At 72.2% G+C, this 12,922-nt stretch carries 14 protein-coding genes; 10 read left to right on the top strand and 4 right to left on the bottom strand.

The genetic code is table 11. The annotated features are described in order from the left end of the window. Positions 1-4 precede the first annotated feature (4 nt). The 10 genes from xanC (at position 5) to fabG (ending at position 7,768) form a co-directional block, all read left to right on the top strand. Positions 5-274 (top strand): xanthomonadin biosynthesis acyl carrier protein XanC, encoded by a 270-nt coding sequence (gene xanC, locus AC1PK7_RS20490; RefSeq protein ID WP_003470209.1) that lies wholly within the window; start codon positions 5-7, stop codon positions 272-274. Then, the gene (locus tag AC1PK7_RS20485) at positions 249-980 is read left to right on the top strand and encodes a COG4648 family protein (protein WP_481099331.1); all 732 of its coding nucleotides are present in this window, start codon (positions 249-251) and stop codon (positions 978-980) included. Before xanC ends, AC1PK7_RS20485 begins: the two co-directional genes overlap by 26 nt. A gap of 56 nt (positions 981-1,036) precedes the next feature. After that, positions 1,037-1,786, top strand: coding sequence for a lysophospholipid acyltransferase family protein (locus AC1PK7_RS20480; RefSeq protein WP_481100949.1), 750 nt, complete (start codon positions 1,037-1,039; stop codon positions 1,784-1,786). 9 nt (positions 1,787-1,795) lie between these two features. Continuing rightward, complete coding sequence (locus tag AC1PK7_RS20475) at positions 1,796-2,083, top strand: ApeI family dehydratase (protein ID WP_017914445.1); 288 nt, start codon at positions 1,796-1,798, stop codon at positions 2,081-2,083. After that, positions 2,080-3,054, top strand: coding sequence for an LpxL/LpxP family acyltransferase (locus tag AC1PK7_RS20470; RefSeq protein WP_010342700.1), 975 nt, complete (start codon positions 2,080-2,082; stop codon positions 3,052-3,054). The genes AC1PK7_RS20475 and AC1PK7_RS20470 overlap by 4 nt, the downstream gene beginning before the upstream one ends. After that, positions 2,978-3,625: a LolA-related protein gene (locus tag AC1PK7_RS20465; RefSeq protein ID WP_481099330.1), complete on the top strand. Its 648-nt coding sequence runs from the start codon at positions 2,978-2,980 to the stop codon at positions 3,623-3,625. Before AC1PK7_RS20470 ends, AC1PK7_RS20465 begins: the two co-directional genes overlap by 77 nt. Before the next feature lie 100 nt (positions 3,626-3,725). Continuing rightward, positions 3,726-3,947 (top strand): hypothetical protein, encoded by a 222-nt coding sequence (locus AC1PK7_RS20460; protein WP_481099329.1) that lies wholly within the window; start codon positions 3,726-3,728, stop codon positions 3,945-3,947. Positions 3,948-3,967: 20 nt separating this feature from the next. Continuing rightward, positions 3,968-6,301: an MMPL family transporter gene (locus AC1PK7_RS20455; RefSeq protein ID WP_481100948.1), complete on the top strand. Its 2,334-nt coding sequence runs from the start codon at positions 3,968-3,970 to the stop codon at positions 6,299-6,301. A gap of 4 nt (positions 6,302-6,305) precedes the next feature. Further along, positions 6,306-6,737 carry a hotdog family protein gene (locus AC1PK7_RS20450; RefSeq protein ID WP_481100947.1) on the top strand — a complete coding sequence of 144 codons (432 nt, stop codon included), beginning with the start codon at positions 6,306-6,308 and terminating at the stop codon, positions 6,735-6,737. 293 nt (positions 6,738-7,030) lie between these two features. Next, the gene (gene fabG, locus AC1PK7_RS20445; protein WP_481099328.1) at positions 7,031-7,768 is read left to right on the top strand and encodes a 3-oxoacyl-ACP reductase FabG; all 738 of its coding nucleotides are present in this window, start codon (positions 7,031-7,033) and stop codon (positions 7,766-7,768) included. Between the two features lie 52 nt (positions 7,769-7,820). Here the strand turns inward: fabG and AC1PK7_RS20440 are convergent, their stop codons facing one another. From AC1PK7_RS20440 to AC1PK7_RS20425, 4 genes are all read right to left on the bottom strand, one after another. After that, positions 7,821-9,497, bottom strand: a complete 1,677-nt coding sequence (locus AC1PK7_RS20440) for a tannase/feruloyl esterase family alpha/beta hydrolase (RefSeq protein WP_481099327.1) — start codon at positions 9,495-9,497, stop codon at positions 7,821-7,823. A gap of 207 nt (positions 9,498-9,704) precedes the next feature. Next, the gene (locus AC1PK7_RS20435) at positions 9,705-11,330 is read right to left on the bottom strand and encodes an NAD(P)/FAD-dependent oxidoreductase (RefSeq protein ID WP_481099326.1); all 1,626 of its coding nucleotides are present in this window, start codon (positions 11,328-11,330) and stop codon (positions 9,705-9,707) included. Further along, positions 11,327-12,148 (bottom strand): glycosyltransferase family 2 protein, encoded by an 822-nt coding sequence (locus tag AC1PK7_RS20430; protein ID WP_371180629.1) that lies wholly within the window; start codon positions 12,146-12,148, stop codon positions 11,327-11,329. Before AC1PK7_RS20430 ends, AC1PK7_RS20435 begins: the two co-directional genes overlap by 4 nt. Then, positions 12,145-12,921, bottom strand: a complete 777-nt coding sequence (locus AC1PK7_RS20425; protein ID WP_481100946.1) for a beta-ketoacyl synthase chain length factor — start codon at positions 12,919-12,921, stop codon at positions 12,145-12,147. The genes AC1PK7_RS20430 and AC1PK7_RS20425 overlap by 4 nt, the downstream gene beginning before the upstream one ends. Position 12,922: the final 1 nt, after the last annotated feature.

Here is a 12,922-nt window from a genome sequence, read left to right as displayed (position 1 = left end):
CTGGATGTCTTCGCAAACCGCCGCCGAACGTGAACTGGCTGAGCTGCTGGTCGAGAGCCTGAACCTGGAAGACGTCCAGCCCGGCGACATCGATCCGGAGGCGCCGCTGTTCAATACCGGCCTGGGGCTGGACTCGATCGACGCCCTGGAGCTGGCGCTGGCGATCAGCAAGCGCTACGGCTTCCAGCTGCGTTCGGACAACGACGAGAACCGCCGCATCTTCGCCTCGCTGCGCGCGCTGTCGGCGCATGTCGAAGCCAACAAGACCAGCTGAGCCGGCCGACGCCGCGCCCTGGGCGCTGGCCCTGGGCGTGCTGCTGGCGCTGGCCTACTCGCCGCTGGCGCACTGGGCCAACGCCGCGCACCGCCCGGACCTGGCGGTGCTGGCGGGGGCGGCGCTGGTGCTGATGGTGCTGGTGGAGCCGATGGCGCGCTGGCGGCCCTGGGCCTGGGCGCTGGCCATCGCCGCGACCGCGGCGCTGGTGCCGCTGTGGCGCTCGCCGCACGCCCTGCTGCTGCTGGCCGCGCCGCCGGTGCTGTTCACCGCCTGGGTGGCCTGGTTCTTCGGGCGCAGCCTGCAGCGCGGGCGCACGCCGCTGATCACCCGCATCGTCGAGGCCCTGTATCGGCAGGCCGGCATGCCGATCACCGCCGAGCAGCTGCGCTACACCCGCCGCCTGACCCTGGCCTGGACCCTGCTGCTGGTGGGGCTGACCTTGCTCAACCTGGTGCTGGCGCTGTGCGCCCAGCCCAGCGGGGTGCTGGCGCAGCTGGGCCTGGCCGCGCCGTTGCCGATCAGCGATGCGCGCGCCTCGCTGTTCGCCAATCTGCTGGGCTACGGGGTCATCGGCGGCTTCTTCGTCGGCGAGTACCTGCTGCGCGGGCGCTGGTTTCCGCAGCGTCCCTACCGTAATCTGCCCGATTTCCTGCACCGGTTGGCGCGGCTGGGGCCGGTTTTCTGGCGCGAGCTGTTGCGCTGACGTGCGGGAGTGCAGGGGACGCAAGGGTCGTGCAGATCATCAAGGAAAACAGCAAGTTGCCGCAGGCTGGGATGCCTTCGCGCATGGCCTGGGCGGTGTGGAACGCCCTGCAGCTGGCATTCACCCTGGCGCACACCGCGCTGGGCATCGTCGTTGCGCTGGTGCTGCTGCGGCTGAGCGGGCCGCGCCTGCCGCTGCGCATGGCGGCGCGGTTCTGGGCGCCGGTGCTGTTGTTCGGCGCCGGGGCACGGCTGCAGGTGGAGGGCCGCGAGCGGGTGGACTGGTCGCGCAACCATCTGTTCGTCAGCAACCACCAGTCGATCATCGACATCTGCGCGCTGTTCATGGCGCTGCCGGTGCCGCTGCGCTTCCTGCTCAAGGACGAGATGCTGAAGGTGCCGTTCGTGAACTGGTATGCACGCGACACCGGCATGCTGTTCCTGGACCGCGACAGCCGCCGCGCCGGGGCGATGATGCGGCGCGAGGCGGCGGCGCTGCTGCGCCGTGGCCAGGACCTGTGCCTGTTCCCGGAAGGCACCCGCAGCCGCAGCGGCGCGCTGGCCGAGTTCAAGGCCGGGCTGCTGCAGGCCGCGATCGATGCCGGGGTGGACGTGGTGCCGGTGGCGCTGGACGGGGCGGGCAAGGTGCTGCCGCCGACCAGCCTGTTCCGGGTCCGGCCCGGCGTCATCCGGGTGCGGATCGGCACGCCGATCCGGGTGAACGGCGAGGACGGCCCGCTGACTCGCCAGGAAGTGACCCAGCGCGCGCACCAGGCCGTCCGTGCGATGCTCGAACCCAGGATATGAGTCGCCCGTATGCAATTCGTCGTTCCGCATGATCATCCCAGCCTGCCCGGCCACTTCCCGGGCCGCCCGGTGGTGCCCGGCGTCGTGGTGCTGGACCACGTGCTGCAGGCCGTGGAGGCGGCGCACGGCGCGCGTGCGCCGCTGCGCCTGCCGCAGGTGAAGTTCGTGCAGCCGCTGTTTCCCGGCCAGCCGGCGCGGGTGGAACTGGACGGCGCCGCACCGCGCTGGCGCTTCCGCGTGCTGCGCGGCGAGGACCTGCTGGTCAGCGGCGAACTCAACGCCGAGGCGGCGCCGTGAGCGCCGGCTGGAAGCACCGCCCGGAAGGCGGCGGCCGTTTCGCCCTGTGGCTGATCCGCAGCATCGCCCGGTACGGCGGCCGCGCCGTCGGCCGCCTGCTGCTGTACCCGATCACCCTGTACTTCCTGCTGGTGCGCGGCCCGGAGCGGCGCGACTCGCGGCACTACCTGAGCCGCGTGTTCGACCGCCCGGCCACGCTGCTGGAGGTGGCCCGGCACATCCACACCTTCGCCTCCACCATCCTCGACCGAGTGTTCATGCTGTGCGGGCAGATGCACCGCTTCCGGGTGCAGATCCGCGGCCTGGACCAGTTGCACGCGCAGATGGACCGCGGCCGCGGCGTGCTGATCTTCGGCTCGCACCTGGGCAGCTTCGACGCGCTGCGGGTGCTGGCCACCGAGCGCCCGGACGTGCAGGTCAAGGTGGTGCTGGACAAGGCCCACAACCCGGCGATGACCGAGCTGCTCGGCGCGCTGAACCCGCAGCTGGCCGCCAACATCATCGACGCCGGCATGGACAGCACCTCCATCGTCATGGCGATCAAGCAGGCCACCGACGAGGGCGCGCTGGTCGCGCTGCTGGTGGACCGGCCACGCCCGGAGGACCCGGCGCTGCCGGCCGCGTTCATCGGCCAGGGCGCGCTGTTCCCGACCTCGCCGTGGCTGATCGCCGCGGCGCTCAAGGTGCCGGTGGTGCTGGCCTTCGGCCTGTACCGCGGCGGCAACCGCTACGAGCTGGTGTTCGAGACCTTCAGCGAAGGCCTGGACCTGCCGCGTCGGCAGCGTGCGCCGGTGCTGGCCGCGCTCATCCGCGATTACGCCGCCAGGCTGGAGCATTACACCCGCTCCGCGCCCTACAACTGGTTCAATTTCTACGACTTCTGGAACAACCGCCATGCCGATGCGCCGCACCTTGCCGTGGATGCTGATACTGCTGTGCAGCGCCGCACCGCTGAGCGCCGCATCGCCTGAGGCGCCGGACGCCGACTGGATCCTGCAGAAGCTGGCGCGGCCGGCGCCGGTCAGCACCGCCTTCGTCGAACTGCGCGGCTCGGCGCTGCTGAAGGCGCCGCTGCGGGTACAGGGCGAGTACCGCCGCCCGGACGCGCAGACCCTGGTGCGCGAGGTCACCGCGCCGTACCACGAGACCACCACCTTGCGTGGCGGCGACGCCACGCTGGAGCGCGACGGCAAGCCGCCGCGGCGCTTCTCGCTGGTGCGCGTGCCGGAACTGGCCGGCCTGCAGAGCGGCTTCGGCGCGTTGCTGTCCGGCGACCGCGCGCTGCTGCAGCAGCAGTTCGACATCAGCAGCAGCGGCACCCGCGAGCGCTGGCAGCTGCAGTTGCAGCCCAAGGATCCGGCCATGGCCGCGCACGTGCGCAGCCTGCACCTGTACGGCCGTGGCGCCGAACTGCGCTGCATCGAGACCATCCCGGCCAAGGGCGACGTCCAGCGCACCCTGCTGGCCGGCGCCGCGCAGGCCGCCAGCGCCGTTGCCGACGGCGCCGCGCTGACCGCGCTGTGCCACGGCGACGCGGCGTGATTCCCGCACTTGGAGGCGCCCGCCGGCAGCGTGCTGCCGGCCTGGCGGCTGCGCGTGCGGCGGCTGATCGCACGGCGCAGGGCGGCGTGGGGATGCGGCGATGACGCGAGCCCTCAGTTCGAAGATGCGGATCTCGCTGGCGCTGCTGTGGCTGGCGCTGCTCACCGTGGCCGGGATCTGGTTGGGCAATGCGCTGCAGGTGTCGGGCGACTTGCGCAAATTCATGCCGGCCCGCGGTAGCAGGCGGCGGTCAGTCATGCCCGATGCCGCGCCCGCGGCCCCGGGTCTGAACGAGTGGGCGTTTGGGGAGCGGCTGTCGTGACACGCCAACTCAGTTCGAAGATGCGCATCTCGCTGGCGCTGCTGTGGCTGGCCCTGCTGACCGTGGCCGGGATCTGGCTGGGCAATGCGCTGCAGGTGTCGGGGGACTTGCGCAAATTCATGCCCGAGGCGCGCACCCCGGCGCAGAAACTCCTGCTCGACGAACTCGGCGAAGGCCCCGGCTCGCGGCTGCTGCTGATGTCGCTGTCCGGGGCCGATGCGGCCACGCTGGCGCGGCAATCGCAGGCGCTGCATGCCGAACTGGCCCCGCAGCACGACGTGTTCGAACTGGTCGCCAACGGCGCCGATGCCGGCCTGGATGCGATCCCGCCGCGCCTGCTGCCGTACCGCTACCTGCTCAGCGACAGCTTCGACGCCAGGCCGCTGGATGCGCCGACCCTGCGCGATGCGCTGCAGGCGCGGCTGCAGGACCTGGGCTCGCCGGCGGCGGCGATGGTGGAGCCGTTGCTGCCGCGCGATCCCACCCTGGAAGTGCTGCACCTGGCCGAGAGCCTGCAGCCGGCCGGCGGCCCGCAGCAGCGCGACGGGGTGTGGTTCGACCGCGCCGGCAAGGACGCGCTGCTGGTGGCGCAGACCCGCGCGGCCGGCTTCGACCCCACCGGCCAGCAGCGCGCGGTGGATGCGATCCATGCCGCCTTCGCCAAGGTCAGCGCCGGCACCGGCAGCAAGCTGACACTGACCGGTCCCGGCGCGTTCTCGGTGGAGATCGGCGGGCGCACCCAGAACGAGGCGCAGTGGATCGGCACTCTGGATACGGTGGGGCTGATCGTGCTGCTGCTGGTGGCCTACCGCAGCTGGAAGATCCCGGTGCTGGGCGTGCTGCCGCTGGCCAGCGCCGGCCTGGCCGGCCTCGGCGCGGTGGCGCTGCTGTTCGACGGCGTGCACGGCATCACCGTGGCGTTCGGCTTCACCCTGATCGGCGTGGTGCAGGACTACCCGATCCACCTGTTCAGCCACCAGCGCCCGGGCCTGGATCCGCGCGAGAACGCCCGCCACCTGTGGCCGACCCTGGCCACCGGCGTGGTCTCCACCTGCATCGCGTACGTCACCTTCCTGTTCTCCGGCGTGGACGGCCTGCGCCAGCTGGCGGTGTTCACCATCGCCGGCCTGCTGGTGGCGGCGCTGACCACGCGCCTGCTGCTGCCGGCGCTGATCGATCCCTCGCCGCGCGACCATGCCGATTCGCCGCTGCTGGAGCGGCTGTGGCGCGGCATCGCGCGGCTGCCGCGGCCGCGCTGGTCGCTGCTGCCGCTGGCCCTGCTGGCGGCCGCGGTGATCGTGTTCGCGCCTGGGCCGTTCTGGCAGAACGACCTGTCCAAGCTGACCCCGGTGCCGGCCGACGGCCTGGCCCGCGACGCGCATCTGCGCCAGGAACTGGGCGCGCCCGACGTGCGCTACGTGCTGGCGTTGCCGGCAGCCTCCGCCGAGGCCGCGCTGGCCGCGTCCGAACGCCTGCGCCCGCGCCTGGATGCGCTGGTAGCGCAGGGCGAACTGGCCGGCTACGACATGGCCGCGCGCTACCTGCCCAGCGCCGCCACCCAGCGCCGGCGCCAGGCCGCCTTGCCCGATCCGGCGCAGGCGCAGGCGATCACCGCCGCGGCGGTCGCCGCCACGCCATTCCGCGCCGACGCCTTCGCACCGTTCCTGGCCGACCTGCAGGCCGCACGCAGTGCGCCGCTGTTGACCGCGCGCGACCTGCACGGCACGCCGCTGGCGACCCCCGTCGACGGCCTGCTGCTGGAGCGCCCGGACCGCACCACCGCGCTGGTGTCGCTGACCGGGCTGCGCGATCCGGCGCAACTGGCGCGCGCGGTGCAGGGCAGCGGCGCGCAACTGCTGGACCTCAAGGACGCCTCCGAATCGCTGGTCGCGGCCTATCGCGGCCGCGTGCTCGCCGCGCTGGGCGTGGCCGCGGTGCTGCTGGCGCTGACCGTGGCGATCGCCTTGCGCACGCCGCGGCGGATCGTGCGCGTGCTGCTGCCGATGGCGCTGACCACGCTGCTGATCCTGGCGATCCTGCGCGGCTGCGGGGTCGAACTGAACCTGTTCCACCTGATCGCGCTGATCCTGGCCGCCGGCCTGGGCCTGGACTACGCGCTGTTCTTCGACCACGCCGGCGACGACCGCGCCGACCAGTTGCGCACCCTGCATGCGCTGATCGTGTGCAGCCTGATGACCCTGCTGGTGTTCGCGCTGCTGGCCGCCTCCAGCATCCCGGTGCTGCGCGCGATCGGCAGCACGGTGGCGCTGGGCGTGTTGTTCAATTTCGTGCTGGCGCTGCTGATTTCGCGCGAGACCGCCAGCGACGCCCAGGAGAGCCGCCATGCACACTGAACCCTTGCACGGACGCGACGCCATCGCCGCGCTGGTGCCGCACCAGGGCCTGATGTGCCTGTGGGAAGAGGTGGTGGCCTGGGACGCGCAACGCGTGCTGTTGCGCAGCGTCGCGCATCGCCAGGTCGCACATCCGCTGCGCAGCGGCGATCGGCTGCACGCGCTGCACCTGTGCGAATACGGCGCGCAGGCGATGGCGGTGCACGGCGGCCTGCTCGGCCGTGCGGCCGGCACGCCGGTGCGGCCGGGCATGCTGGTGGCGCTGCGCGGGGTGCAGTTGCACGTCGGCGAACTGCAGGATCTGCCGGGTCCGCTCGAAGGCGAGGCCGAGGTGCTGCTGCAGGCCGAGGACAGCCAGCAGTACGCCTTCCGCATCAGCCATGCCGGGCAATTGCTGGCCGAAGGCCGCGCGACGGTGATGCTGGGCGCGGCATAGAGGCTCGACTGGCCAGTGCAGGAGCGGCTTCAGGGCAGCGTTCGTCGTTGCGTTCGCCACTCGAGCCGGATCCAGGTCGTCCCGTAGGAGCGGCTTCAGCCGCGACGAGGCACCCCGGTAACGCCCATCGCGGCTGAAGCCGCTCCTACAAAAAGACATCCCGTGGTGATCAGCGGTGCGTTTGAGCCGCGCCGCGTATTCCCTGCACGTCGTCGCGGCTGAGACCGCGCCTACGAGCGCGCGGATGAACCGTTAGGATGACGGCTCATCTTCATTGCGACCGAGGATTCCCGATGTCTGCATCCCCCGCACCGCGCCGCGCCCTGGTCACCGGCGGCAGCGGCGATCTCGGTGGCGCGATCTGCCACGCCCTGGCCGCGCAGGGCCTGCACGTGATCGTGCACGCCAATGCCAACGTCGCGCGCGCGGCGGCAGTGGTGGAGGCGATCGTCGCCGCCGGCGGCAGCGCCGAAGCGGTGGCCTTCGACGTGGCCGACGCCGAGGCCAGCGCGCAGGCGCTGGCGACGTTGCTGGAGGCCGGCCCGATCCAGGTGCTGGTCAATAACGCCGGCATCCACGACGACGCGCCGATGGCGGGCATGAGTGCGGCGCAGTGGCATAAGGTCATCGACGTCTCGCTGCACGGCTTCTTCCACGTCACCCAGCCGCTGCTGCTACCGATGGCGCGCACGCGCTGGGGCCGTATCGTCAGCGTGTCCTCGGTGGCGGCCGTGCTGGGCAACCGCGGGCAGACCAACTACGCCGCGGCCAAGGCCGCGCTGCACGGTGCCAGCATGTCGCTGGCGCGGGAAATGGCCAGCCGCGGGATCAGCGTCAACGTGGTCGCGCCGGGCGTGATCCAGGGCGCGATGGCCGAGAGCGCGTTCCCGCCGGAGGCGATCAAGCAGATGGTTCCCGCCGGGCGCCCGGGCAAGCCAGAGGAGGTGGCCGCGTTGGTCGCCTTCCTGTGTTCGGACGCGGCCGCCTACATCAACGGCCAGGTCATCGGCATCAACGGCGGCATGGGCTGACGACCGCGCCGCCGTTGCGCCGCGATGCCGGCGGCGCAACGGTGGCCGGCGCTCAACGGCAGACGAAGCTGGACGCCGCCTCCACGTCGCCGCCGACGTAGCGCGCCACCTGCGGGTACGGGCATAGCGGGCGGCTGCGCTGGCTGCTCCAACTGGCCGGCACTTCATTGTTGGGCGCGGCGCTGCCGCTGCCGCGCGCGCTGGCGACGATCGCGTCTGGCGCCTGGCCCTGCTCGACCCAGGCCACCAACGGGGTCAGCGCGTCGAACTGGTCGGTGGCCGGTCCGCCGGCGCAATGCGCCATGGCCGGCACCGCGAACAGGCGCGCGTAGCTGGCGGCATCGGCGTCGGCCGTGCGCAGGCGGTCGTACCAGGCCGCGGTGTCGGCGAAGGAGAAAATGCCGTCGCCGGTGCCGTGGTAGATCAGCAGCTTGCCGCCGCGCTTCTTCAGCGTGGTCAGCTGGGTCTCGTTCGGCGGGGTCATGTACGACCAGGCCGATTCGCGGAAGGCGCCGGCCGTGGCGAAGATCTTCGGCGCGTCGCGGTCCATGTCGAACTGCAGCGCATACTTCTTCAGATCCTGCAGCACCGCCGGATCCTCCGGCGGGGTGACGAAGCCGAAGGCCACCGAGCCGGGCACCAGGGTCAGCGAGGCGTCCTGCCGCCAGCCGGCCCAGTCGCCGCTGGCGATGCCCGGGTCGTAGGGGAAGGGCGCGTACAGCGGGGTGCTGGCGCTGTTGCGCACGCCGGCGTGGATGGCGCCGAGCGCGCGCTTCTGCGCCGGGGTCAGGCATTGGCCGGTGCGCCCGGCGCTGCCGCAGGTGGCGACGTCGCGATTCAGGTCGAAGCGGCGCTGGCAGGCGAGCACGTCCTGCACCATGCCGTCGCGCACGCCGTCCAGCGCATCGCAGGTGGCGACGATGCGCTCGCCCACCAGGCTGCGCTCGGCGGCGCTCAGGCCGCTGCGCGTATCGCTGCCGCCGGCCAGCGCCGCCAGTTGCTGGGCCGCGGCCAGGTCGGCGATCGCCGCCTTGGGCAAATGGAACCCGGGGTCGCCGACCAGGATGCCGTCGTAGTCCTGTGCGTCGCGTGCGGCGGCGACCATGCCGTGGCGGCCGCCGTTGGAGCAGCCGCCGAAGTAGCTGTAGTCCGGCGCCTTGCCGTAGGCGATCTGCACCACGCGCTTGGCCATCGGGGTCAGCGCCTGTACCGCCTGGTAGCCGTAGTCCAGCCGCGCTTGCGGATCGCGGCCGAACAGCGGGTTCTGTGCGTTGCTGTGCCCGGCATCGGAACTGATGACCGCAAAGCCCATGCGCAGCGGGTTGTCGCGCTGGCCGCCGCCGCCGATGTCGCCAAGCGCGGGGACCACGTTGCCGTCCAGGCCGCCGTTGGCCTGGTAGAAGAAGCGCCCGTTCCATGCGGCCGGCAGGCGCATCTCGAAGCCGATCGCATAGGACTGGCCGTCGGTGCCGACGCGTTCGTGCATCAGGCCGGTGATCTGGCAGTGCGCGCCGATTGGCTGGCCGGCCACCTGCAGGGCGCCGGCGGCCACGCTGTGCACGGCGGTGAAGCGGGTGCCGGGGTAGGCGAGCCGGCTCGCCAGCGCGTCGCAGGATTGTTGCAGCGGTGCCGGGGTGGCCGGTGCGCGCGGAGCCTTCTGCGCATGGGCGGTGGTGGGGGCGGCCAGGGCGGCGAAGGGCAGGGCCAAGGCGAGCAGCGTGGAGCGCATGGAGTTCTCCTGAGGGGCGCCGGGCGCGGGGGGCCTGTGTCGCGCCGGTGGCGCGGGGGCGTCAACCGGGGTGCGTGCGAAAACGCGAATGCGTGGGCGATATTCGCCCTGTGTGACGCGTGCCGCGCAATGGAGGCGCCCGCTGGGCCTGCCGCGGCGGCGGGCCGAGCGCGTGTTGTTGCAGGGCGGCATGGCCCTGCGCGTGGATCAGGCGGCGTCCGCGTACCAGGCCGGCGACAGCACCGGCAGCGGCGTCGCCGCATCGCGGCAGGCGTCCAGCAGGCCGTGGTCGGCCAGCGTGGGGTGCTGCTGGCGGGCGCGCGCCAGGATCTCCCCGGCCAGTTCTGCCATGCGCGCGACGTTGCCGTGCAGGCGGGCGACGAAGACGGCATCGTCCAGTCGGTCGCTCAGCGCGCGGTTGAGTTCGTGGAACCAGCCGATCAGGTACTGGTCCAGCAGCCGCCCGTCGGCCACCGCCGCAGCCTGCGCGCGGTTGGCCGCGCCCCAGTCGCGCAGCAGCGCCTGCATGCCCAGGTTGAGCGCGCTGGCCTGCTGCAGCGCCGGGCGCAGCCGGCCCAGCACCGCCAGGTCGGCGATGCGGTCGGTGCAGTACAGCGGCGCCAGCAGCGACCAGTAGTAGGTGTAGTCCCAGATCACCTTGACCGGCATCACCTGGGCGTCGCCGAACAGCGGGTACTGGTCCTGGTAGAGGGTCAGGGTGTTCTCGTAGAAGGAGAAGTACAACTGCTGGTACAGCTCGGCATACGGCGCGATGTCGCGCCCGGCGCGCTCGCGTCCGATCAGTTCGCAGATGTAGGTGTTGCTGATGGCGATGAAGTCGCTGCCCGGCGAATAGAACGGGTCCAGGAACACCCCGGCCTCGCCGGTCAGCGCCCAGCGCTGCGCCGAGAACACCTGCTTGCAGCCGTAGGAGAAGTCGCGCAGGAACAGGAAGTCCTGCACCGTGTGCTCGCTGCGCTCCAGCGTGCTGGCCACCTGCGGCTGGTGCGTGCGCAGCCAGTCCATCGCTTTGGCGTGGGTGTTCATGGTCTCCAGCGGATGCATCGCGGCATCGCAGACGATGCCCAGCGAATGCGCGCCGGAGGACAGCGGGATCAGCCAGAACCAGTAGCCGGGGCCGCACATGTGGTTGGTCGAGCGCCAGCGGTCCGGCGGCGTGCAGCGCTGCAGCCAGGCGCTGTCCTGCGACCAGCCGTTGGGATCGACCAGCCCGTCCACCCGCCACCACACCGCGTTGGCCTGGTGCGCGTTGTCCTGGGCCAGGCCAAGCTTGCGCTTGAGCAGGCCGGCGCGACCGCTGGCGTCGATCACCCAGCGTGCCTGCAGGTGGGCATCGGCGCCGTCGCGGCTGTAGCGCACGCAGTGGTCGCCGTCGTCCTCGGCCAGGTCGACGCCGCGCACCGTGCTGCCGTCGAGGAATTCCACGCCCATCTCGCGCGCGCGCTGCCCGAGGAAGTTCTCGAAGCGGCCGCGGTCGATCTGCCACGACGGCGTGGGCAGCAACTGGCTCACCCCCAGTTCCGTGCACTGGTCGATGTCGGTGCGCCGGTCGGAGAAGAAGAAGCGGAAGCCGAACTTGCGGATCTGTTCGGCATCCAGGTGCTCGCGCAGGCCCAGCACCTCGGCGAAGTAGTGCGCGCCGATCTCCACCGAGGACTCGCCGACCTTGAAGGCGGCCTCACGCACCGGGTGCGCGCGCCGTTCCAGCACGCGGATGCGCAGTTGCGGGTCGCGCTGTCGCAACTGCAGCGCCAGGGTCAGCCCGGCCAGCCCGCCGCCCAGAATCGCCACATCCGCCTGCGCTGCCTTCATGTCGTCTTTTCCTTGGCGACGGCCAGGGGGGCCGGGTCGAGGGTGCCGTCGGCGTCGTCGATCAGCACCGGGTTGGCGCGGGTGCGTCGGTACTCGCGTACCACGTGCCCATAGGTCCACACCTGCACGATCACGTGCGAGGTGATCTTCCACAGATCGCGCACCAGCCGGAAGTGGCTCTTGCGGAACGTGCCCGGGGTCTGGCTGGCGTAGCGGGTCTCGATCGGCACCGCCACCACCCGCGCGCCGGCCTGGCGCGCGGCCGAGATCAGCAACTGCGCCTCGAACACGAAGCCCTCGCCGGGCACGTCGGGCAGCGTGTAGACCGACTGCGGATACAGGCGCTGGCCGCTCTGGCTGTCGACCAGGCGGAAGCCGCAGCCCCAGGCGATGCCCCAGTCGCCGAAATCGTTGCCGATGCGGCGGATCGGCGGCTGGCTGGCGCGCTTGCGCAGGCGCGCGCCGACGATCACGCAGCCGGGATGGCGGTTGGCCGCGGCCAGCAGCCGCGGGAAATCGGCGGCGCTGTGCTGGCCGTCGCCGTCCATGGTCATCACCGCGCGCGCGCCCTGGCGCTGCGCCTCGGCGAAGCCGCTGCGCAGCGCCGCGCCCTTGCCGCGGCGTTGCGGGTGGCGCAGCAGGGTCACCGGCAGGTCGGCGATGCAGTCGCTGGTGCCGTCGTCGGAGCCGTCGTCGACCACGATCACCCGCGGGCAGTGCGCCAGCGCGTCGCTGACCACCTCGCGGATGCGCAGCCGTTCGTTGAGGGCCGGAATCAGGATCGCGGCGTCGGCGGCGGTCAGCGGCGTGCGGCTCATGCGCGCAACTCCACCTGCAGGCAGCGGCCGCCGCCGGCGTCGAGCACGCAGCCGCTGCCGCCCAGCGCCAGCGCGTCGAACAGCGGCAGCATCGGCGCCATCGCGTTGCCGGCGGCGTGGCGCGTCAGCGGGCCCTCGCCGGCCGCGGCGGTGCCGTCGCGCAACTGCACCTGCAGTTGCGGCTTGCCGTCGCGTGCGCCGGCGCTCAGCACCAGCGCACCGCCGAGCAGGCCTTCGCTGCGCGCGATGCGGCCGAGCGCGCCCACCGAGCGGCTGTCGTAGCCGACCAGCAGCACCGCGTCCTCGCCCGCGGCCAGTTGCGACAGCGCTTCCAGCAGGCCCTGCGCGAAGCTGCCCGAGTGCGCGCTGATCGCGGTCGCCGCGGCGGTGGCGCCGGCGCCGATGGTCCAGTAGCCGGCGGCGGCGTTGTGCACCGAGTTGTGGAACTTGGTCGGCGAGACCGACAGCGGTTCGCTGGCCAGGGTGGTGCACATGTAGTCGGTGATCGCCAGGTCGCCGTGGGTGGAGGTGAATACCGACGGCAGCGTGGCCGGGTCGCGGCCGGCGTCCTGGCAGGCGGCCAGCGCCGCGTCCAGCGACACCGCCACCGTGTCCGGCGCGCGGCGGCGTTCGTTGGGCGCCAGCAACTGCGGCGACGGCCGTGCCGGCGTCTCCTGCAGTGCGCCTTCGCCGCGGGCGAACGCCTGCGCCAGCGTCCACGACGGCAGCCCGGGCGCCCAGAAACCAATGCCTTCGATCGTCGCGCTCAGCATC

Source organism: Xanthomonas sp. NCPPB 3174 (genome assembly GCF_056725205.1).
The sequence above is the reverse complement of the archived record's forward strand: the minus strand, read 5'-3'. Positions and strand labels throughout refer to the sequence as shown.

Excerpts from the sequence above, each read along its gene's own strand:
- xanC (WP_003470209.1), top strand. The coding sequence starts at position 5 with ATGTCTTCGCAAACCGCCGCCGAACGTGAACTGGCTGAGCTGCTGGTC.
- AC1PK7_RS20435 (WP_481099326.1), bottom strand. The coding sequence starts at position 11,330 with ATGAAGGCAGCGCAGGCGGATGTGGCGATTCTGGGCGGCGGGCTGGCC.
- AC1PK7_RS20425 (WP_481100946.1), bottom strand. The coding sequence starts at position 12,921 with ATGCTGAGCGCGACGATCGAAGGCATTGGTTTCTGGGCGCCCGGGCTG.
- AC1PK7_RS20430 (WP_371180629.1), bottom strand. The coding sequence starts at position 12,148 with ATGAGCCGCACGCCGCTGACCGCCGCCGACGCCGCGATCCTGATTCCG.
- AC1PK7_RS20465 (WP_481099330.1), top strand. The coding sequence starts at position 2,978 with ATGCCGATGCGCCGCACCTTGCCGTGGATGCTGATACTGCTGTGCAGC.
- AC1PK7_RS20485 (WP_481099331.1), top strand. The coding sequence starts at position 249 with ATGTCGAAGCCAACAAGACCAGCTGAGCCGGCCGACGCCGCGCCCTGG.
- AC1PK7_RS20455 (WP_481100948.1), top strand. The coding sequence starts at position 3,968 with ATGCGCATCTCGCTGGCGCTGCTGTGGCTGGCCCTGCTGACCGTGGCC.
- AC1PK7_RS20440 (WP_481099327.1), bottom strand. The coding sequence starts at position 9,497 with ATGCGCTCCACGCTGCTCGCCTTGGCCCTGCCCTTCGCCGCCCTGGCC.
- AC1PK7_RS20475 (WP_017914445.1), top strand. The coding sequence starts at position 1,796 with ATGCAATTCGTCGTTCCGCATGATCATCCCAGCCTGCCCGGCCACTTC.
- AC1PK7_RS20460 (WP_481099329.1), top strand. The coding sequence starts at position 3,726 with ATGACGCGAGCCCTCAGTTCGAAGATGCGGATCTCGCTGGCGCTGCTG.
- fabG (WP_481099328.1), top strand. The coding sequence starts at position 7,031 with ATGTCTGCATCCCCCGCACCGCGCCGCGCCCTGGTCACCGGCGGCAGC.